Raw genomic sequence first — 22,333 nt, 5'->3', positions numbered from 1 at the left:
GCGCGCAATCTCAGCGTCTACGCCGCCGCCCGCAGGTTTTCCCATGCTGCTCTGGCTAGCGTCTCCAATTACAGGGTACTCGTGCCGCAAGGAGGCGCAGATGGATAGCACATCTGGTCGCTTCCCCGTGGGCAGGGCGCCCGGCAGCAGCGCTCGTCATAGGCGTCCGCATGCTGGCCGGTCCCTGGCATCTGCCGCAAGTACTCCCGCTGGAACGCGACAAGCATCGCTGGCCTTCGCCCCTGATACTTTCCGGCCGCGCCGCACTTCGCTGATCTCCCTCCTCGCGGTGCCGGCCGGTGGCAGGCACCGGGCTGGCCGCAGCAGGCCGCCGGGTGCAGCGTTCCTGGTGGGGCGGCCTATGGGATTTCGTCTCTCGTCCACTTTTCTGGTCGTACTCCTGGTTATCGTGAGAGAGGGGGTCTCGGCTCCGCACGATTCCTCGAGTGCTGCCGGGTCGCACCTGCACGCGGGGTCGGTTACCTACGACTCCGCGGGCGCGGCCGGTTCGCACATTCACAATGCGGTTCTGCCGGCTGCCGCGATGGAGGCGGCTCCGGCTGCATTGCCGCGGACCGGGTGGACGGCTACGGCCAGCGATGAAGAGGTTACCCGCACGAACGGCCGCGCCGCCAATGTGCTTGACGGCAATGCTGCCACGATGTGGCACAGCAGGTGGTACCCGGCGCCGGCGGCACCGCTGCCGCACAGCATCACGATCGACACCAAGGCGACACGAAGCATCTCGGGGCTGCGCTATCTCCCGCGTACTGACCTCGCGAACGGGCGGGTCGGCAGCTTCGAGATCCTGGTGAGCACCAACGGCACCACCTGGAGTGCCCCGGTGGCTCACGGGACCTGGGCGGACAGCAGTGCGGAGAAGACGGTGACCTTCACTGCGGTCAGCGCACGGTACGTCCGGCTGATCGCGACCACTGAGGCCGGCAACCGCGGTCCGTGGAGCAGTGCCGCCGAGATCAACCTGCTCGCCGGGCAATTCGCACCCCCTACCGGCGTGCTGTCCCGGACTGGGTGGACGGCTTCGGCCAGCGATGAAGAAGTCACCCGCACAAACGGCCGCGCGGGAAATGTTCTCGACGGCAGTGCGGCCACCATGTGGCACAGCCGGTGGTACCCGGCGCCGGCCGCGCCGCTGCCGCACTCCATCACGATCGACACCAAGGCCACGCGCAGCATCTCAGGTTTCCGCTACCTCCCGCGTTCTGAGGGAACGAACGGGCGGGTCGGCAAATACTCGATCGGAGTCAGCACGAACGGACTCACCTGGAGCGTGGTCGCCAGCGGTGCCTGGCCGGACACGAGTGCGGAGAAGACGGTGAACTTCGCCGCGGTCAGCGCCCGGTACGTCCGGCTGACCGCGACCACCGAGGCCGGCAACCGCGGTCCGTGGAGCAGCGCCGCCGAGATCAATCTCCTCGGCCCGTCGCAGGGGTCCTGGGGTCCGACGATCAGCTTCCCGATCGTCCCGGTCGCGGCGGCGCTATTGCCCGGCAACAAGCTGCTGACCTGGTCCGCCTATTCCCCCACCGCTTTCGGTGGCAACAGGGGCTACACCCAGACGTCCATCCTGGACCTCACCACCGGCAAGGTGAGCCAGACCCAGGTGTCCAACACCGGTCACGACATGTTCTGCCCCGGGACCTCGCTGCTACCGGATGGCAGGATCATGGTCAGCGGCGGCAGCAGCAGCACGAAAACCAGCCTGTACAACCCTGCGACGAACACCTGGAGCCCGGGGCCGGACATGAAGATCGCCCGCGGCTACCACAGCAACGTGACCACCTCCACCGGCGAGGTGTTCACCATCGGCGGGTCGTGGTCCGGCGGTATCGGCAACAAGAACGGCGAGGTGTGGTCCGCCGCCGGCGGCTGGCGAAAGCTGCCGAATGTCCTGGTGGACAACATCCTGACCGATGATCCCCGTGGCGGCTTCACTTCCGACAATCACCCCTGGTTGTTTGCCGCCCCCGGTGGCCGGGTGTTCCACGCCGGGCCGAGCCGCCAGATGAACTGGATCTCCACCACCGGCCAAGGCAGCATCACCTCGGCCGGACTCCGGGCTGACAGCTCGGACGCGATGAACGGCGACGCCGTGATGTACGACGTCGGAAAGATCCTCACCGTGGGCGGGTCGACCGCCTACAATAGCATCCCGGCTACGGCGCGGGCGTACACGATCGACATCAATAACGCGGTCAAAGTGGCCCGGACCGCAGACATGGCCGTCACCCGGTCGTACGCGAACGGGGTCGCGCTGCCCGATGGCCAGGTGCTCGTGGTCGGCGGTCAGGCCACCCCGGTTCAGTTCACGGACACCGGCGCCAGGATGGCCCCGGAAATCTGGAACCCGGCAACCGGAAAGTGGACCACGCTGGCCCCGATGGCCATCCCCCGGACATATCACAGCGTCGGCCTGCTGCTTCCCGATGGCCGGGTCTTCGTCGGCGGTGGCGGGCTGTGCAACACCTGTACGACCAACCATCTGGACGGCGAGATTTTCACCCCGCCCTACCTGCTGAACGCTGACGGCAGTGCACGCACCCGGCCAGCGATTGTGACCGCACCGGCCACCGCCGCGGCCGGCAGCACCATTAACGTGACCACCGGAGCGCCCGTCACCAACTTCTCCCTGATGCGGATGAGCACCGTGACCCACACCGTCAACACCGACCAGCGGCGGATCCCGCTGACCGCGACCTCGGTGTCGGGCAACACCGCGTCGCTGACGTTGCCGGCGGACCGCGGCGTGCTGGTGCCGGGCACGTATATGCTCTTCGCCATGGACGCCAACGGGGTGCCCAGCGTCGCCTCGACGATCATGATCAAGTGAAACTCTTGAACCTGGGCCGTGGTTTCGCGGGTCAAGCGTTTGCTGAATATTTGATCCACGCCGGGCCTGGCCTTTGCCAGAACAGCGGTATGAGCAGGTTGTGGCATCCCGCCAGGAGCCCCAATTCACGGACGGCTTGCTCGAGCCCACGCAGGAGCACGTGTTTTCGCTGGCGGGTATGGATCTGCCCGAAGACCGGTTCAGCGATCGCCTTGCGCCGCGCGTAGACGGCCCGGCCCCTCTTGGTTTTGAGTTTCCTCGCCATGCGTTCCTTGAGTGTGGCGTTGGCCGGAATCCGCCCCAGGCGTGTCCGGGACGATCTGGGATCCACTTCTGCCGCCCAAGGTTTTTCCATGCTGCCCGGCCTAGCGTCAGTCGTGTCCCCTCAGACCAGTGCCGCCAGGAGGCGCAGATGGATCGTTACGTAGCACCGATCCCCCTCTCCGTGACCCGGTCCCTTGGGAGGCACTCTAGTCATGGGCACCCGCGTGATTCCTACCGGCGGCCCCACACCACACTGATTCAATCCCTCATTTTGGGGCCAACGGCCGGCAGGCATCGGGCTGGCCGCGGCGGAACGCGGGGGCCAGTGGTCCTGGGGGCGCCGCGTGTTGGAATTCTCCGCGCGTCCACACTTCTGGTGACAGTACTGCTGATCATGGGATACGTGGCGGTGGCTCCGCAAGCCTCCTCGGGCGCGACCGGACAGCACGTGCACTCGGCGGCGCTGCCGGCCGCCGCGAGGGAGGTGGCTCTGCAAGACTCCGCGGGCGTGGCCGGACCACACCTGCACATCCCCGCGGTTCTGCCGGCCGCCGCGACGGAGGCGCTTCCGGCTTCATTGCCACGGACCGGGTGGACGGCTTCGGCCAGCGATGAAGAAGTCACCCGCACAAACGGCCGCGCGGGAAATGTTCTCGACGGCAGTGCGGCCACCATGTGGCACAGCAGGTGGTCCCCGGCGCCGGCCGCGCCGCTGCCGCACTCCATCACGATCGACACCAAGGCCACGCGAAGCATCTCAGGTTTCCGCTACCTCCCGCGTTCTGCGGGAACGAACGGGCGGGTCGGCAAATACTCGATCGGAGTCAGCACGAACGGACTCACCTGGAGCGTGGTCGCCAGCGGTGCCTGGCCGGACACGAGTGCGGAGAAGACGGTGAACTTCGCCGCGGTCAGCGCCCGGTACGTCCGGCTGACCGCGACCACCGAGGCCGGCAACCGCGGTCCGTGGAGCAGCGCCGCCGAGATCAATCTCCTCGGCCCGTCGCAGGGGTCCTGGGGTCCGACGATCAGCTTCCCGATCGTCCCGGTCGCGGCGGCGCTATTGCCCGGCAACAAGCTGCTGACCTGGTCCGCCTATTCCCCCACCGCTTTCGGTGGCAACAGGGGCTACACCCAGACGTCCATCCTGGACCTCACCACCGGCAAGGTGAGCCAGACCCAGGTGTCCAACACCGGTCACGACATGTTCTGCCCCGGGACCTCGCTGCTACCGGATGGCAGGATCATGGTCAGCGGCGGCAGCAGCAGCACGAAAACCAGCCTGTACAACCCTGCGACGAACACCTGGAGCCCGGGGCCGGACATGAAGATCGCCCGCGGCTACCACAGCAACGTGACCACCTCCACCGGCGAGGTGTTCACCATCGGCGGGTCGTGGTCCGGCGGTATCGGCAACAAGAACGGCGAGGTGTGGTCCGCCGCCGGCGGCTGGCGAAAGCTGCCGAATGTCCTGGTGGACAACATCCTGACCGATGATCCCCGTGGCGGCTTCACTTCCGACAATCACCCCTGGTTGTTTGCCGCCCCCGGTGGCCGGGTGTTCCACGCCGGGCCGAGCCGCCAGATGAACTGGATCTCCACCACCGGCAACGGCAGCATCACCTCGGCCGGTCTGCGCTCCGATAGCCCGGACGCGATGAACGGCGACGCCGTGATGTACGACGTCGGAAAGATCCTCACCGTGGGCGGGTCGACCGCCTACAATAGCATCCCGGCTACGGCGCGGGCCTACACGATCGACATCAACAACGGGGTAAAGGTTACCCGCACCGCAGACATGGCCGTGACCCGGTCGTACGCGAACGGGGTCGCGCTGCCCGATGGCCAGGTGCTGGTGGTCGGCGGTCAGGCCACCCCGGTTCAGTTCACGGACACCGGCGCCAGGATGGCCCCGGAAATCTGGAACCCGGCAACCGGAAAGTGGACCACGCTGGCCCCGATGGCCATCCCCCGGACGTATCACAGCGTCGGCCTGCTGCTTCCCGATGGCAAGGTCTTCGTCGGCGGTGGCGGGCTGTGCAACACCTGTACGACCAACCATCTGGACGGCGAGATTTTCACGCCGCCGTACCTGCTGAACGCCGACGGCAGTGCCCGCACCCGGCCGGCGATTGTGACCGCACCGGCAACCGCCGCGGCCGGCAGCACAATTTCGGTGACCACCAAATCGCCGGTCACCAAGTTTTCCCTGATGCGGATGAGCACGGTGACCCACACCGTCAACACCGACCAGCGGCGGATCCCGCTGACCGCAACATCGGTGTCGGGCAACACCGCGTCGCTGAAATTGCCGGCGGACCGCGGCGTGCTGGTGCCGGGCACCTACATGCTCTTCGCAATGGACGCCAACGGGGTGCCCAGCGTCGCCTCGACGATCAACATCAAGTGATGACGACGACCGTCCGCATCAACCCATTGGCTGATGCGGACGGTCACTTTGTCACTTGACCCTCCGCATGGACCGGACGGGTGAGCCGTGAGTTCAGCTCCGAAAGATCTCCTCCAGCCACTGTTCGCCGGTGGCTCGCATATCGAACCGCCGGACGTATTCGGCCGCCGCCAGGGACTCCTCCTCATGCGCTTCCGGAGAGCTGTTGAGCGCGGAGACGAACTCTCGAACCTGGGACGTGGTCTCGCGGGTCCAGCGTTTGCTGAATATTTGATCCACGCCGGGCCTTTGCCAGAACAGCGGTATGGAACCTGATGCCATTCCCTCGGCGGGGGCAAGGTGGAAGCTTTCGTCCGAGCTGGGCGAGAGAATGTATCCGATCTTGCGCATCCAGCTGGCCATATCCGGGCCGAACGGTTCGAAGACCACGGCGTCCCGCAGCGCCGGGGACTGTCCGATCCGGTCCAGGATTTCTAGGTACGCCTCCCTCTGAAGCGGCTTCTTCCACTCGTACGGATACTCCCAGGGCATTCTTCCCCGTATGTGCAGGGTGTACCTGGAGTCTTCGTCCAGTAATTCCTCCAGCAAGTCCAGTGCCCTGTCCAGGCGCTTGCGCATCGGAACAATGCCCACGAGGCCCAGCCGGAATCTGTGATCCGCTGCTTTGGGCCTGCGGAGGTCCGCCAGGTCAATTGCATTCGGAATGACCCGGAACGGAGTGCTGGTCCAACCCGTACTTTCGAGGGTGCGCTCCACGAACAGCTGCGACACGCAGATGAGGGCGTCAATGTTTTCAGCGGCCACATTCGTCAGCCAGGGACCGTTGAGCTCGAACATGTGAAGACGCACAATGAGCTTCTGTCGCTGCCGTTTGTTATTCGAGTACCACACTGCGTTGGGTCCACACCACTCACAAATGATGACATCAGCCCAGTCCCTGAGCCGCTCGGACTCCTTGGCATCATGGTGATGCAGTGTTTTCCAGTGGTCGAAAGCAAGTTCGATGTCGTCCCTCATTTCGAGGACGGAAACGAGCTCGCCTGCGAACTTAAGGTCGTGACCGGCAATCAGCACCCTGGTCTTGTGCTTGGAGCGAGGACTGCGGACGTAGTCGCCCTCGGACCGCTCGAAGTAGGCTTTCAGCCGGCCTGCGGAGGATGAAATCGAATAGTGCCGGACCCGCGAACTTACGTCCTCTTTCACCTCTGCCAGGGTTTCCCTGGCATCCAGAAGGGTGTTTACAACGCCCTCCGTCGAATCGTCGTCGACATACAGCGGGTAATCGGCGCCGAAGAGCTCAAGATGCTGGGCATTTCGGTTCACCATGGGCGGTACCCCCAGGGCAGCGTATTCGAGCACCTTGGTCGAAATTTCGAGACTGGCGTCCATGCTTGCATCACGCCAGCTCAACCCGACATCGTGCCGGCTGACCTCCTTTGCCGCCTCATCACGCGACATCCCTCCCGTCCAGTCGATGTACGGCAAGGCCATGGCATCCTCCATCGTGACCGACCATGCGGGGTCCTGGGGGTCATGCTGGAATTTGTCGCCGATCATTGTCAACGCCAGCGGAAGATCGTTCTCCTCGGCCGCAGCCGGGAGTGAGCACATCTCAAGAGTGCGCCACTTCTTGGCGAACTTACCGGAATAGACGGCGCTCAATTGCGTTCCGCTGCTCGGGTAGCTTCCCCGCAGATCAAAGTATTCATCGGGCACCATCGGCGTGAGGACAAGTGTCTTACCGGCAGCTTCGGGAATCGTCGCCTCAACGTACGAGCGTGCGGCCTCAGTCTGCACGAAGAATCGCCGGCATTGTCCGACGGTCCGTCGGAGCATCGCGAGATCGCCTTCAGAAAGTCGGGAGCTGGGATGTGCGATGTCGGTGATGTAAAGCCACGATTTGGGACCAAGGACTTTGGAATTTGCGACGTGCGCCGCTACCTGGGTGCCGCGGGCGATCACGACGTCGAACGGCCTCTCGGCGTCGAGTTGGGCCATGCGCTGGGCTGCATTTCGAGGCTTCAGTGCCTCAACGTCCTCGGTTGCGTCTGGCTGCACGATTTCCACGCCACGCAGGCCGGCAATCCGTTCCAGGAGCCGCGTGTTGGTGACCGCGGTCTTGAGCAGTACGCAGACCTCGGAGCCCGTCAGTGACAACGCTTCGGCCATGGAGACAAGCCAGACGGCTGAACCGTCGATGATGTTCAGGTCAACGTCTCCGTACAGGAGGACGGTCCGCGCGGACACGGTTGTGTCAGTGCGAGTTGTGTCAGTGCGAATTGTGTCAGTGCGAGCCAATGAGTGCCTCTTTTTTCATCTTGACAAAAGTTTCCAGCGAATTGAGCAGGCCAAATTTGTAGTCTTCGGTCCACTCGTCCATGGACGAACGATCCGAAAACACAACATCCGATGCAGCCTCTAAATCCCTGGTGTAAATCTCGGCCGCTCGCCGCGTTCTCACAAAATAGACGGGCACTCCCTGGGACCGGCATTCAGCCAGTGCCTGGAGGATTTCGTTCGCCAGCACGGTCCCCGCCGCGGAATCGGCTCCGAACCAGATTCCCGACGCAAATGCGGTGTCGTCGACGATCAGCGCGGATCCACTCCCGTTCGCGATCTGGGCGGCTATGGTGCTCGGACGCAGAGCTTCCAGCGCGTGCGCATCGCCCAAGTACCGGGACAGGTCCCTGCCGAGGATGGAGTAAATGACCCGTCCGCCCCACGGCGCAGTCGGAGGCACCCCGAGATAGCCAAGAATTCTGGACTGACGCTGCCGGTCGTCCGTTGCAGCGGCCGCCAGCCGGCCGATTGCTCCCCCGGACGATGGAGCCGGTCCGGACGATGAACCGGTCCCGGGAGACGCGGGCGGCTTCGCCGACGCTGTGGCCACTCTCGTTTCCGGAATCTGTTGAACCGACTTGGAAATTCCGCCCAACATGTCACGGAGTTCGCGGAAGCGCGAGCGGGACTTCTTGGCTTCGGTTTCCTGGACCCACCGCATACTGACCAGTTGCGATTGGGCCGTCACCGCCATGAGGGTGAACAACCCGAGGGACAGAACCGCGAACGCCGGATGCCCGACTGAAAAGTAGAGGGATCCGGCCAGTAGCGCGGCGATCCCGCAGAGGGCCATCGCGATGACGCCCCGACTCTTGACGGCTGTGCGCATACTCTCAAGGAACCGGCGGATCATGAGCTGAAGACCCCTCTGGTATCGACGAGGAGCTTCCCTGCAAGGGCCTCAGGGGGCAGAGCACGGACGGCGTCATGGTCAACAAGCACAACCACCAGTGAGGACCGGCTCACGGCTTCCTCCAGGTTCACCAGCCGGACGTTGTCCCGGCCCCGAAGGCGCGGGGGCAGCTCATCGATGTGGGACTCGGCGACGTTGATCTGCGTGGCTGGCATCGAATCGGCAATGGCTTGGGCTATTTCAACAGCGGGCGACTCACGAAGGTCGTCAATATTTGCCTTGAACGCAAGTCCCAGGACGGCGATCTCGGAATTCACGGGCAGCTTGGCAAACGCATCATGCACCTGGTGCAAGACCCAGCGCGGCTTGTGGTCGTTGACGGTCCGTGCCGTCCGGATCAAACGTGATTCTTCCGGTGCTGCAGCCACGATGAACCAAGGATCCACTGCGATGCAGTGCCCGCCGACACCAGGCCCGGGCTGCAGGATGTTGACGCGTGGGTGGTGATTTGCCAGTCTGATCAGCTCCCAGACGTTGATGTCCAGCTTTGCACTGATGACGGAAAGTTCGTTGGCGAAGGCAATATTGACGTCGCGGTAGGCATTTTCCACCAGTTTGGCCATTTCCGCTGTTACGTCGTCGGTGACCAGTATCTCCCCCTGGCAGAACACCGAATAAAGCTCCTTCGCGAGCTCGGCCGCTTCTCCGGTGATGCCTCCAACAATTCTGTCGTTGGTGACCAGCTCGATCATGACTTTGCCGGGCAGCACGCGCTCGGGGCAGTGGGCCAGCAGGATCGCAGCCCTGCCGTTGGCGCCGTCCAGCGACAAGTCCGGCCGGAGCGAGATGATGTACTCCGCCAGGTGGCGGGTTGCCCCGGGTGGTGACGTCGATTCCAGGATGATCAGTTCGCCGCCCTGCAGCAGGGGTGCGATGCCGCGTGCGGCTGCCTCGATGTAGCTCAGGTCAGCACTTTTGTCCGATCTGAACGGCGTTGGCACGGCGACAATGTACGCATCGGCAGCCGGCGTCTCGGTGGTGGCCTTGAGCCGGCCGTGGCTGACGGCTCCGGCGACGTGGATCTCAAGATCTGGCTCTACAAACGGGACGCGCCCGTTGTTCACCGCGTCCACGGTCCGCTGGTTGACGTCGACGCCGATCACGTCAAGCCCGTTGGCCGCCAGGATTGCGGCCGTGGGCAGCCCGATGTACCCGAGCCCGATCACGGCGATGGTCTGGATCTTTGTCAATCTGTTGTCCCCAATCAAAGAGTGATGTGCTCACGTGGATTTCCGGAAATTTGGATATTGCCGCGCGCTGCGAGTTCGTCATCCGGTGCGGTCAAGGGGCGCCCCGCTCCGGGGCTAACCTGGCAGTAATTGAACCTGTCGGCTGAGTAAATGGAGCCGTTGGCCGCCGACACCGCTGCCAGGAAGGCGGTGTCCTCGCCTCGGCTCAGCGCCTCAAAGGGGTGCGCCTCGAAGAGCTCCCGCCGTGCGGTGATGGTTGGTCCCATGACACGGCGGCTGAACCGGTGCTCATGGTGCGCAGCGCGGAGCACCGTCGCCTGGCTGGAACGGATATGCCGGTAGTGGGCCTGTTTCCCCACCACATCCGCGCCGGAGTAGCTCAGCGCATGCAGCAAATCAACGAGGTACTTCGGCGCGTAATAGTCGCCGTTGTCCATCCTGGTGAGGACCGCCCCGGCCGATGCTTTTACGCACAGGTTGAGGCACTCCCCGAGGGTCAGGGCGTCCGGGGCGGCGAGTACTGTGTACCTCGCCACGCCATGGGTGTGGGCCAGATCCGCCAGCTGCCCCTCGGCGGCCACAAAACCGTGGGTCAGCAGAACCAGCTCCAGGTCCACGCCGTCCTGGCTCCCCGCGGTCTGGAATATGCGGCTCAGCTGCTGCGGGCGGGTGGTGCTCACAAACGCGCTGACCGGGGGAAGATCGACCGGCAGGCATCGCTCCGGCGCGATCGCCCGGACGATGGACTCGGCCCGGTGCGCGTAGGTGTGCTCCCGCCAGATTCGGCGCTGGGCCTTATGGACCACCCGTTCATTGAATTCCACGTTGGATGTCAGCATCCGCAGCATGTTCTCCGCCTCAGGCTTGGCTTCGGCAACCAGGACCTCATCGTCTTCGAAGAACCGCGGTATCGCGGCGCTGGGCGTCGAGACCACCGGTGTGCCCGAGGCCGTGATCTCAAATATCCGGCGGGCACACATGCTGGGCGATCCGGTCACGGAATTGACATTCAAAAAGGCCTTGTACGCCCGGTACGCGGTCAGCATCTGGGCGTAGCTCAATGAGCCCACAACATGCTTGTCAAACGGATCTGGGAACTGGTACTTCGTGGCACCTCCCAGCTGGCGGGAGAATATGTCCAGCTCGGCGCCGCCCGTTATTCCTTCGGTCATGGCCGCCCCCAGGAGCATGTCCATCTGGGCGCGCCGTTGGGGGTACTTATGGGCAAAATACATCCCAGCGAAAGCCACGCCCCGCGAGTGCCGTCCGTGGCCCGTCCGGACGGGGTTGTGAATGGCTGGCTGCGCGGCAAACGGAAGAGTGTCAACCCTGTCATGGCCCAAATCCCTCACGTAGTCAGGAATGCGGTCCGAATCACTGGTAAAGACATGGTCAAACAACCTGGCTGCCGGAAGGAAATCATCGTAGTGGGGCGGGTCTTCCTTATTCCAGAAGACGGTCGGAATTCCGTGCTCACTGCACCATTCCAGGAGCCGGATAAACTCCAGGCCCGGGCCGGCGGCACCCGTGAGCTGACCGTGCCAGGATCCGGAATTTCCATTCCAGGCAGATTCCACGAACAAGAAATCGATCCGGTTTTTCCCCAGCTGATCACGCCACAGCTCCCTGCGCAGTTCGAGGAGATTCCATTCGAACGAAAAAGCGGTACGCGTGAAATCGTCAAGAATCACGCCGACGTTCAGATCCGTGCGCCGCCGTGCCAGCCGGGAGGATTCGTAGGGCGCGAACTGCACCTGCCGGTTTGATCCTCGGCCCGCACGCTCCCCCGCTGAGGGACCCTTGGTGCCCTGCGGGACAGGGATGCCCGGTTCCGCCTTCTGCCGCCGTCTCCACTCCAGGAGCTGAGCCATGCCACCGGATCTCAAATGCCACACGGCTTTTCGCATGCCGCCGACGACGCCCGGCAGTTCCCGGCGCCCGTCTCCCTGATCCTGCGGCGACTGTGCGGCCGTATCCGGTACGACGTCGCATTCTGCACGCACTGCCCGGTTCTCCTCAACGTTCGTGCTGCAGTAAGCGTGGTGGCGGCGAGGGCCACTGCATCACGGCAGCGCAGAGATCCCTCGGGCTAATCCGCCAAAAGGAAGTTGGGCACGTTTTGTACCTTCATCGAAGGTAGGGGTCTCAGGTAAAGAGAATGGCGGTCCGACGTGAACGCAGGACTAACGACGCCCGGAGAGCCGGTTACCTCCGCCCTGCCCGGCTGCAGTTCTCAATAGGTGATGGCTTTGCACCCGAGCTGGGAAACGCCGGTGGTGAGCACCGTGATTCCCGGGCTGGAGGCACACACGGTGTATTTTCCCCGGCTCGAGATCGGCACAACCGTGCGGTAACCGTGGATTCCGCTGATTCTCAGCGCAGCGTTGACGTCCGGCCGGGCAACGTTCGTGGTGGACTTGAAGGTCTTCGACGTGCCGTTCGGAAACCTGACGCTGACGTTGACCGGCACGCTCCGGCTCGGGAAGCTGGGATCCACAGTCCAGCCGCTGGCCGTCACGGACCTGCTGGTGCTCGTGCCGGTCAGGCTCACGGTGTCCAGGTAACCCGTCGGGGCAGACGCTGCCGCCGCCGTGAGGTCCCTGCAGCCCAGCAACGTGTTGCCCTCGTTGAGGGGGCTCACCCAGATACCGTAGGCGCAGACGCGGTACTGGCCGGACCGGGTGATGGGGATGCTGACCTTGTAGCCATGGCGGCCGGACACGGACAGCGCCGCGTTGACATCGTCCCGGGCCTGGTTGGCGGTGAAGGCGTAGCCGGTGCTCTTGCCGTCCGGGCCCGTGACGTAGACGTGGACATCGTTCGACGCCGACGGCGTCGCCTGTTCGAGGCTCCAGCCGGACACCCGGACGACGGCGGACGGGTTGCTGGCATCGATGCGCGCGTCATCCACATAGCCGACCGGGGCCGCGGCCGCCGTCGTCCGGATGTCCTTGCAGCCGAGGAACGCATTGCCCTTCGTGAAGGCGGTCACCGCGATCCCGTAGGCGCAGACCCGGTGGTTCCCTGTCTGAGTCACCGGGATGCTGGTCCGGTAGCCGTGGGATCCGCTGATCCTCATGGCGGCGTTGACATCAGGCCTCGGCAGGTTGGCCGTGGTTGTCACCACCTTGGTGGAGCCGTCCGGTGATGTGACGTAGAGGTGGATGGGGATCGACTTTGCGGGCGTACCGACGTCGTAGGACCAGCCGGCCACCCGGAGGGCCGCTGACGGTTTGGCGTTCGTGAAGTCCGCTGAGTCCAGGTATCCGCGGGGATAATCGGCGGCGGCGGCCGTGACCGTCTGGCAGCCAAGCGGGGAATTGGGCGCTGCGGCAAAGGCCGAGACGGAAATGCCGTAGGCGCAGACCCTGTAGTCACCGGTCTGGGTGGCCGGGAGGGTAACGGCGAAACCATGGCGACCCGTGATGCCGAAGGCCCGGTTGACGTCGGTGCGGGTCTGGTCCGCGGTGAAAGCCCGTCCGGTGGTGACGCCGTCGGGAGTGGTCACGTAGACGTGGACGGGGATCGATGCCGCGGGAGTGCCGCGGTCGACGGCCCAGCCGCGGAGCTTGAGCTTGGGCTGGCCTGATTCCATCTCCGTGCTCACCGAGTCCAGAAAGCCTTCCGCGGCCGGCGTGCCGGTGAAGGTCGCCTTGCGGCAGCCCAGCGCGGTGTTGCCGGCGGCGCCGATGGCATAGGCGCACGCCTGGTAGGTGCCCGCCGCCTTGACGGCGATGGAGCTCCGGAAGCCGTGGTTTCCGCTGATGCCCAGGGCCGAGTTGACGTCCGGACGGGCCTCGTCCGCCGTCAGCGCGTAGCCCGTCTGCGTCCCGTTCGGGGCTGTGACATAGACGTGGGCCTGGGTGGAGGCGGAGCTTTTGGACGGGTCCACGGCCCAGCCGTCCACCTTCAAGTAGGCGCCGGAGGACGTGACGGAGGGGTTTGCGCGGTCAAAGGAACCCGTCGCGGGAGCGCCCGGCGGACTGATTGTCAGAGTGGCGGCGGAGTTGCTGACCGATTCGATCGAGACCTTTGTTCCGGCGTGCGTCGTGAAGGTCTGGCCTTCCTGCCACGCCTGTGTGTTGCTGTAGTAGCCGGCGAAGGGACGGGTGTTCGGCGGCAGCAGGATGGAGGAATTGCCGCCGCCCTGTTGCGTGATTTTCACGCCGCGGTTTCCGCCTGTGGCGATCCCGGCGTCGTAGCCCGCCGGGGCCCGCAGCTCCAGATAGTAGACCTCACCGGACTTCGGATCCGTGAACTTTGCGGCCCGGTTCGCTCCGGAACCCGCCCAGGGCTTGAGGGTGACGTTGCGGGGCGAGGAAATGGTGCCGAGGTTGGCGATTTCGTCGCCGTTCCCGAACCGTCCCATTTCCCAGAAGCTGGCGCTGATGACCGGCATGAGGTCCCAGTGCGAGATGCCCATCAGGTCCAGGTTGTCACCGTAGGGCCTGATGGTGCAGGTGGAGTCGGCGAATCCGGCGAAGGGTCCGGAGCCCACGTCGGCTGCCCCGCTGCCGCACTGGAGGCTGTTCGCGTGGTCCATGCCGAGGGCGTGGCCGAACTCATGGGTCAGCACGGGGGTGGTGAGCCTGCTGTTCTGCGGCATCACGATCCGGCCGCCGATGTTGCCGTTGCTGTAGGTCATACCCGCGGCGCCGTTGTTCAGGTAGGCCCCGGGAATGAACATCACCAGCGCGGTGTACGGGTTCTGTTTCCAGCCCAGCTCGGCCGTGACGATGTCGGCGATTTCGCCGGGCGACTGGCTGGACCGGGCCGCCGATTTGTGGCGGGTCCTGGTCTCGACCAGGGAAATGTCCACCCTGCCTGATGTCGCACTCCGCCAGTAGCCCTTGGCGGCGCTGATGGACGCCTTTGCTGCGTCCATGGGCACGGCATCGTCGGTTGCCGCTGCCGACTTGTCGGCCAGCTGGACCGTCAACAATGTGGTTTTCATGGTCCCAGCGAGCGGTGCACTCACGTAGGTGTACTCGGATTTGGCCCTGCCGGCAGGCGGCTCCGGCCGGACAAAGTCGTCCACGTGTGGTGTGGGCGAAGGCTCCGTGACCGAGGGCACGGCCACCGCTACTCCCGCATCAATCTGCGTCGCGGCGGAGGCTGCCGGTGGCAGCGCGGCTGCCAGCATCACGGCGGCAATGACGGTTGCCGCTACGTTCAGTTTTCGCAAGATTGCTCGCTTAAGGGTGAGACCTAAAGGTTGAGACCTGTTGGTGAGACCTACGTGGGTGCCTATAGCATAAGCGTCAAATCACATCTGTCACCCCACACACTTTCGTCACTTCCTCCACAAGGGCGCCGCGCCATTTTCTTTGTCAGTTTTGGCGCAGGAATTTCCCACCATTTCGCCCAGTCAACCGCGCGTGAAAGACTCTGACCCGTGCTTCCTTCCGTCCCCGCGGTGACTACCGCAACCCGCAGGGCGCTTGCCTTCACCGCCGGGGGCTTCCTGCTGTGGCTGATCGTCGCCGTGCAGCTCTTCGTCAACACCGATCCGTTGACCGTGCACCGCACGGATGCCGTCATCATGCTCGGGGGCGCCGCCTCGGAACGATTGCCCGCGGCGCAGCGCCTCCAGCAGGACCTCGGCATCCCCGTCCTGGTACTTTCCTCCACGGACACCTTCGGCAACAGGGCGGCCGACGCCGTCTGCCGCTCGGTCGCATTCCCCAACCCATCGCTGGTCTGCTTCCGGCCACCGGATCTGGACACCCGGGGCGAAGCGCGGGCGATTTCCCGGATCGTGGCGCTCAACGGCTGGAAGTCCGTCACCGTGGTCACCTCCAGCTACCATGTGACCCGCGCCGGACGGCTGATAGGCCAGTGCACGACGGCGGACGTACAGATGGTTGCCTCGCACCCGGATCTCGACCCAGGCCAGTGGTTGCGGCGTTTTGTCATCGAAACCGGGGGCCTCATCGACGCGTCTCTACGGCCGGAATGCGTGGATCAGTCGGCTGCAATGTAACAATTGATGATCATCAGGTTGAACCCGTCAGCCTGATTTATGTTCCATTGGGGCGAGGAGGACGAGACCTTGGAAAACCCTGCCTACGGCGCTCCCCCGCTGGTCGCCGCCCCGCGGCACCTGCGCCGCCGCCGACTTCACGGGGACATCCCGGACTGGCTTCTGGTCCCCGGCGCACGGCCGCTTCCACGGGTCCCAGAGCACCCGCCGGCCGCTGAGCGCCCCACGACCGCCAAGCGCCCCACGACGGCCAAGCGCGCCGCCGATCTGGACACGGACGACGCGGAAGTGACGTACAGCCGCAAACGCCTCACGGCGTTGGTGGCCGTCATAGTGGTTATCGTCGCCGTCCCGGCCTTGGTCATCGCGCTGCTGCTGCTGGGCTGAACAGGCCGGCGCCGAAGCTAACACGGCATTAACGCCCGGTGACCTGCGGCTTTGGGGCCCGCGTTGCTCAACCGTTATGCTTGACCCCGGGGGAAGCTCCCTTTGGCCCGTGCAGACGGTTCCGAGGTGATCTTGAGTGATGCCACGGCTCGCCGCTCCCGCCACCAGGATCGCTCGTCGAAGAGGAATGAACATATGAAAATCCAGGCCGTAATTCTTGCCGCCGGAATGGGCACGCGGTTGGCGCGTCCGCACCCCAAGCCCATGACCGAGCTCAGTGATGGCCGGACCATCATGCACCAGCAGGTGCAGAACCTGCAGAACAAGTTCGGCAAAAAGCTTCGGCTCACCATCGCGGTCGGTTTCAAGCTCGAGATGATCCTCGAGCACGTGCCCAACGCTTCCTTTGTGTACAACGAGAACTTTGACCAGACCAACACGTCCAAGAGCCTCCTGAAGGCCATCAGGAATTCCGCCAAGGGCGGCGTGCTGTGGATGAACGGCGATGTCGTGTTCGACCCGGACATCCTGGAAATGCTGGCGCCCTACATCAAGCGGGACGAATCATTCATCACCGTCGATGTCTCCTCGGTTTCCGATGAGGAAGTCAAGTACACCACCGACGCTGACGGCAAGATCCAGGAGCTTTCCAAACGGGTGCCCGCGGACGTCGCTCAGGGCGAGGCTGTCGGCATCAACTACGTCAGCTCGAAGGACAAGAAGAAGTTCCTCAAGCGCCTCATTGAGGTCGACGACCAGGACTACTTCGAGGGCGCCATCGAACTGACCATCAAGCAGGACGACGTCAAGTGGACCCCCGTGGACATCAGCGAGTTCTATGCCGTTGAGGTGGACTTCCCGGACGACCTGATCCGCGCCAACGCCAGCATCTAGAGGCAACAGCAAAGGTCCACATCAGCAAGTGCGACAGATCAGGAAGCTAGCATCGCGACGTGACGCCGTTCGGTGGGCATTTGGCGGCGCGATCGGCTTCACCGTGCTGGGGCTGACCGAGTCCACCGGCAACGCAGGCGTGAAGCCGCAGTCTGGTGCACTGGAGCCCCAGCCCGGTGCTGCGCCGGAGCCGCAGCTTGGTGCCACGTTGACAACCTTGGACGGCACAGTCATCGCCGAGCCCCGGCGCGTGTCGCGTCTGCCGTACCGGCGGCTCGCGCGCGGGCCGGCTATCGAGACAGAGATTCGTGAAGAGCTCTGCCCCCGGAGCGGCACCGCGACCGGCAAGCGGACAGGGCTGGCCGCTTTCGGGCACCTGACCGATTCGCATGTGCTGGACGCGGCGAATCCGGGGCGGCTGTCCTTCCTGTGGCAGTACTTGGACTTCGCCGAAGGATTTCCCAATTCCGGGAAGTTCAGGCCACAGGACCTGCTGACGATTCACGTGTTGAACGCAATGGTAGGAAGACTCAATGCCGTGGGGCGCGGTCCTGTCAGCCAACGAGCCCTGGATTGCCTGGTGATTACCGGTGACCTCACGAACTCATATGCCCTCACTGAGTTGTCGGCGGCGGTGGGCGTATTCAAGGGTGTGCCGGTGAGCTCACACCCGGCTGGCAGCTACCAGGGGATCCAGGATCACGGTCCGGCCCCCCTCGAACTGTCCAAGAGCATCTGGCATCCCGAGCCTGAAACCTCGCTGCTGCCCCCGGACGACTGGAAGACCCGGCACGGTTATCCCACAGTTCCGGGGTTCCTCGCCGCGGCGATCAAGCCGGTGGCAGCAGAAGGCTCGGATTTCCGCTGGTACATCGGCGTGGGTAACCACGATGAAGCCGGCCGGCCGGCGTCCGGTCCGATTTCGCCGAAGGCCGAGTTCGTCGATGCTGTTCGAATCGGCGACCGGCTTCCCACCCGGCTGCCTCGTGGCCTGAACCCAACTGAGTTCTGGAAAACAGTCAGGAGTTCCGATGACGCTGAACGCCGGCGCCTCATCGCGTCCATGACGTCACGAAAAGTGAGTGGCTCCAAACTTCGGCGAGCGTTCAGCAAGGCTGAGTTCTTCGACGCCTGGCCGCAGGATGCTGGGAATGCCCGGTTTGGCTCCGGCCCTAATTCACAGGCCGAGCCCTACTACACGTTCGAGCTATCGCCAGACGTTACGGGCATTATGCTCAACACCGCGAGCCCGGATGGAGGCACCGAGGCCGCGCTGGACGCCGCCCAGGCCGACTGGCTGGAGGAAGAACTCCGGCGGGTTTCCCGGAGATTCTACAATTCAAAGGGCAAGCTCACCACCTCGAACGCTAGAGATCGCCTCGTGGTTTTGTTCAGCCACCATCCCCTGGCATCGTTTGACGACGTTGAGCCTTCGTCCGACGGCGGGCCGCCGCCTTTGAATCGATCAGCCGTCCTGGAACTCGTAGACCGTTTTCCCAACGTAGTCGCTTGGATGAACGGCCACAGGCACCACCACCGAGTGACTCCTCATGAAGCGAAGTATGAAAACGGCGGATTCTGGGAAATCACCACGGCCTCGCTGATCGACTACCCGCAGCAATCGAGGATTGTTGAACTCCTGGACAACGGAGACGGAACGCTGTCCATCGCGGCCACTCTGGTAGACCACTCGGCGCCGGAGAGCGTGACGTATGAGGGAGCGCACACAGCGCGGTCCCTGGCCGCTCTGAGTCTCGAACTCGCCAGCAACCGCCCGGGACTTGACCGTGAGGCGGTCATGGGAAGCGCCGGGGACCAGAATGTCGACTTGCTCCTGAGGAAACCCTTCTGAAGCTGACGCCGCAGGATCGGTCAGTTGCCGGCCGCCGTGCCATTATTGACAGGACGCGCAGAGGGCAGCATGCCGTAGAGCGCGGACCAGGCAGCCGTCTGGCCAGCGCCGCCCAGCACCACCATTGAGCCAGCACCCCATTGACTTGTACCAAATCATGTTCACGTGACAACCACCGGTTGGAAACAGACGAGAGAAGCGAAGACGAGAATGCCACGTCCCAAGCAGAGCCAAGCAATAGCTGCGTTGAAAGCCACCGCCGAAAGGAACCTTCGTCGCGTATGGCGGGCCTTGCCGCAGGAGCAGCAACGGCAGATCCGGAAGGTGGCCCACCCGGCGAATCTCGCCAAAGCCCGTCGGGCGGTCACCGTAACTCCGGTTGCAACCCTGCAGCAGCCGCAGCTCTCCGTCGTCGTGCTCCTGACGGACTACGCAGGTGATCCGGCCGAGACGCTGGGGAGCCTCGTCGGCCAGAATCCGTCCGCCATGGAAATGATCGTCGTTGATACCTCTCTGGCGGGGCTGGGCCGCGAACAGGTCCAGGAGTTCGCGCAGCGGGACGGTCGGGTGAAGTACCTCGCGCTTGCTGGCGCCGGCGAGGAGGAAGCCCGCAAACGCGCTGTAGCGGATTCGGAGGCCCCGTATCTGATGTTCCTTACGGCCGGAGACGTCGTCAAGAAAGACAGCCTGGACGTCATGTTCGGAACGCTGCGTGAGACCGGCTCGTCCTTCGCCGTCGGCATGACAGGGATAGCTAAGGGCAAGTCCAGCACCACGCCGGAGTGGCAGCGCGAAATCCATGCAGATCCGCGGCCCGCCGCGACCGTTTCGGAAGTTCCGGACATTCTGCTGGACGGCGCCCTCGCCAACAAGGTCTTCGCTCGGGACTTCTGGATCTCGGCAACCGCCGACGTCGCACTGGACCGGGAGCACTGGCAGTACCAGGCGGTTCCGACCCTTTACACCCGGGCAGAGTCGTTCGACATCGTGGAACTCACAGTCGTTGACACCTCCCTGGACGCCGCCGTGCGCACGCCCGAACGCGAAGTGCTCTGCCAGACGGGGCACCTCCAAGACCGCCTCAGCCGCCTCGAATCGCTGGCTGCCGTGATCCATGAACTCTCAGCGCCGGACACGTACCGTCGCTGGCTCTCCGGCGAGCTAGGCAACGGGCTGTTCCCCTACTACGAGGTGGTCCCCCGGACCGAGCCCGGGTACTGGGATCTGCTGCACGCCGCTGTCCGTCGTCTCGGCGACGGACAGGAGCTGGACTGGGATGTCATCAGAATCCACAACCGCCTGATCCTCTCGGCTGTCCTCGCGGACAAGCGCGAGGACGTTGTCCGGATCTGTAACCACCGCAGCGACTACAGCTCCAGCTTCCCCACCCGGATCACGGAATCCGGCCTGCTGGCACAGCCTAGGTACCTCGACGAACTCACCGGCTACGACCCGGAGCTCCTGCCCTGCCGCGATATCGACCTTCGCCTGATCAGCAAGATGACGCGCTTCGCCTGGCAGGCCGACGGCCGGCTTGAAATCGGCGGCCATGCCTACATCTCCTCGGTGGATCCGCTCGAGGGCAACCTCGCGATCCAGATGTCCCTGGTCAAAGCCGGCAGCGGCGAGACTGTCCCGTTGACAGTGCAGCGCCACTCGGACAAATCCATCGACTGGGAATCCAACGACAACTGGACCAGCTACGCCGAAGCCGGATTCAGCGCCATGATCGACCCGGCCGTGATGCAGGGCGGAACCGGGGCCCCCGCCGACTGGTACGTTCTCCTTACTGTCGCCGCCGGCGGCAGGACCTTCGCAGAGCCATTGACCCGCCGGGACCTGAACGGATCCACCGGCCACCTGCCTGTGGGGCCGATGCTGGAAACTTCGCGGATGGCCGTGGAGATGCGCCCGGCGACCACGGGCCTGACCTTTGTTCCGGTCACCCCGCTGTACGTGGCCACCTCCCTGGAGCTGACGGGACGAACGTTGACGCTGACCGTCGAGTCCCGTTCGGCCCCCGTGGCCGCAAAGGTATCCATCGAGTCCCCCAAGTTGGGCATCAGGAAGACGGCGACGTGCCTCGATGTGGATGGCAACCGGGCCGTCTACGTCATCAATGTTCCAGCACTGGGGCCCAAGGCCACCAACACTGCCGAGTATGAATGGCAGCTGCGCCTGGACAGCGGGTTCAAGACCCCCCAGCCGGTGGCGTGGCCGGAAGGTTCCGCGGAGCTGGAAGACTTGTCGGACCAGACCCGCAGCCTCCGGCTAGGCCTGACAGGGTACGGGTTCATCACCGTGGAGGAGCGCAAGACCCGCGTTATTGCTTCCACCGTCGAGCTGTCAGCCGACAAGCGCACCCTGCGGATCGAGGGTACGGCCGATCTGCCCGTCATCCACTCGCCCCGGTTTGTCCTCGCCAGCGGGAAGGCAATAATCCCCGCGACCGACGTTTCGCTGACGGTCCGTACCAACGACGGAAGCAACGCCTTCACCGCCGATTTCCTGCTGCCCCAGAACCCGTGGGGCGGCGAGGAAGTGATGCCGGAGGCTGGCGCCTACAGTGTTCGCTTCGTTCCGCCGGGAGTCGCCGACCACCTCGGCCACTGGTTCCCGGCGTCGTCCGGGCTTCAGACGCAGATGCCCCGGCGGATGGAGGCGGGCCGGCTGGAAGTCGGCCTGAGCCGCACTGCCAAGGCGGCGGCGTTGACCATCCACCTGCGGCCCCCCTTCGCGGCTGATGAGGTGGGTCGGTTCGATCAGCAGGCGCTCCGCACGCCGGTAACGGTGGGCGGCGACGCCGAGCTTACGGACGCCGTCCTGTTCATGTGCTTCGGCGGACGCCGCGCCACAGACAGCCCGCGGCGCCTTCTGGAGGAATTCGAGCGCCGGGGAAGCCAGTGGCCCATGTACTGGGCCGTTGCTGATTTTTCGGTGCCCGTGCCCGCGGGAACCGAACCGGTGCTGATCGGTTCCCGGCTGTGGTACCGGCTCCTGACCGAGGCCCGGATTCTGATCAACAACAACAATTTCCCGTTCTACTTCCGCAAGCGCGAGGGGCAGGTCTACATCCAGACCTGGCACGGAACACCCCTCAAGAAGCTTGGCAACGATGTTGCGCGCACCAACTTCTCGCTTTCGTACTGGAACCTGATGTGGCGCGAGGCGGAGTACTGGGATGCGCTGCTGGCGCAGAACGACTACGCCTGAGCTGCTGCGGAGTTCTCGGACAGTGGGCCCTCTTAA

At 64.3% G+C, this 22,333-nt stretch carries 13 protein-coding genes and 1 pseudogene; 8 read left to right on the top strand and 6 right to left on the bottom strand.

The window, feature by feature from the left end; translation table 11 throughout:
- The first annotated feature begins 409 nt into the window (after positions 1–409).
- Positions 410–2,851 (top strand): discoidin domain-containing protein, encoded by a 2,442-nt coding sequence (locus tag ACVWZ8_RS15760; RefSeq protein WP_456505128.1) that lies wholly within the window; start codon positions 410–412, stop codon positions 2,849–2,851.
- Between the two features lie 31 nt (positions 2,852–2,882).
- Here ACVWZ8_RS15760 and ACVWZ8_RS15755 read toward each other — a convergent pair.
- Positions 2,883–3,152, bottom strand: a pseudogene (locus ACVWZ8_RS15755) (transposase); the annotation flags it as partial.
- 339 nt (positions 3,153–3,491) lie between these two features.
- Between ACVWZ8_RS15755 and ACVWZ8_RS15750 the strand changes: the two are divergent.
- Complete coding sequence (locus ACVWZ8_RS15750) at positions 3,492–5,525, top strand: discoidin domain-containing protein (protein WP_456505127.1); 2,034 nt, start codon at positions 3,492–3,494, stop codon at positions 5,523–5,525.
- A 93-nt stretch (positions 5,526–5,618) separates the two neighbouring features.
- On the opposite strand, the gene ACVWZ8_RS15745 is transcribed toward ACVWZ8_RS15750, so the two are convergent.
- The 4 genes from ACVWZ8_RS15745 to ACVWZ8_RS15730 are packed head-to-tail and all read right to left on the bottom strand — an operon-like array spanning position 5,619 to position 11,203.
- The gene (locus ACVWZ8_RS15745; protein WP_456505126.1) at positions 5,619–7,772 is read right to left on the bottom strand and encodes a glycosyltransferase; all 2,154 of its coding nucleotides are present in this window, start codon (positions 7,770–7,772) and stop codon (positions 5,619–5,621) included.
- A gap of 37 nt (positions 7,773–7,809) precedes the next feature.
- Complete coding sequence (locus ACVWZ8_RS15740; RefSeq protein ID WP_456505125.1) at positions 7,810–8,694, bottom strand: hypothetical protein; 885 nt, start codon at positions 8,692–8,694, stop codon at positions 7,810–7,812.
- Positions 8,695–8,714: 20 nt separating this feature from the next.
- Positions 8,715–9,968, bottom strand: coding sequence for a UDP-N-acetyl-D-mannosamine dehydrogenase (gene wecC, locus ACVWZ8_RS15735; protein WP_456505124.1), 1,254 nt, complete (start codon positions 9,966–9,968; stop codon positions 8,715–8,717).
- 14 nt (positions 9,969–9,982) lie between these two features.
- Positions 9,983–11,203, bottom strand: a complete 1,221-nt coding sequence (locus ACVWZ8_RS15730; RefSeq protein WP_456505123.1) for a glycosyltransferase family protein — start codon at positions 11,201–11,203, stop codon at positions 9,983–9,985.
- Positions 11,204–11,236: 33 nt separating this feature from the next.
- On the opposite strand from ACVWZ8_RS15730, the gene ACVWZ8_RS15725 reads away from it, so the two are divergent.
- Positions 11,237–11,734, top strand: a complete 498-nt coding sequence (locus ACVWZ8_RS15725; protein ID WP_456505122.1) for a hypothetical protein — start codon at positions 11,237–11,239, stop codon at positions 11,732–11,734.
- 467 nt (positions 11,735–12,201) lie between these two features.
- On the opposite strand, the gene ACVWZ8_RS15720 is transcribed toward ACVWZ8_RS15725, so the two are convergent.
- Complete coding sequence (locus ACVWZ8_RS15720) at positions 12,202–15,153, bottom strand: hypothetical protein (protein ID WP_456505121.1); 2,952 nt, start codon at positions 15,151–15,153, stop codon at positions 12,202–12,204.
- A 210-nt stretch (positions 15,154–15,363) separates the two neighbouring features.
- Between ACVWZ8_RS15720 and ACVWZ8_RS15715 the strand changes: the two genes are divergently transcribed.
- The 5 genes from ACVWZ8_RS15715 (at position 15,364) to ACVWZ8_RS15695 (ending at position 22,297) form a co-directional block, all read left to right on the top strand.
- Positions 15,364–15,951, top strand: coding sequence for a YdcF family protein (locus ACVWZ8_RS15715; protein WP_456505120.1), 588 nt, complete (start codon positions 15,364–15,366; stop codon positions 15,949–15,951).
- 69 nt (positions 15,952–16,020) lie between these two features.
- Positions 16,021–16,338, top strand: coding sequence for a hypothetical protein (locus ACVWZ8_RS15710; RefSeq protein ID WP_456505119.1), 318 nt, complete (start codon positions 16,021–16,023; stop codon positions 16,336–16,338).
- A 195-nt stretch (positions 16,339–16,533) separates the two neighbouring features.
- Entirely contained in the window at positions 16,534–17,232 is a 699-nt protein-coding gene (locus tag ACVWZ8_RS15705) for a phosphocholine cytidylyltransferase family protein (protein WP_456505118.1), read from the top strand.
- A gap of 28 nt (positions 17,233–17,260) precedes the next feature.
- Entirely contained in the window at positions 17,261–19,084 is a 1,824-nt protein-coding gene (locus ACVWZ8_RS15700; protein ID WP_456505117.1) for a TIGR03767 family metallophosphoesterase, read from the top strand.
- 291 nt (positions 19,085–19,375) lie between these two features.
- Positions 19,376–22,297: a CDP-glycerol glycerophosphotransferase family protein gene (locus ACVWZ8_RS15695; RefSeq protein WP_456505116.1), complete on the top strand. Its 2,922-nt coding sequence runs from the start codon at positions 19,376–19,378 to the stop codon at positions 22,295–22,297.
- Positions 22,298–22,333 lie beyond the last annotated feature (36 nt).

This window comes from Arthrobacter sp. UYCu723 (assembly GCF_054059215.1).
Note: the sequence above shows the minus strand (reverse complement) of the source record. Positions and strands in the feature narration are given on the sequence as shown.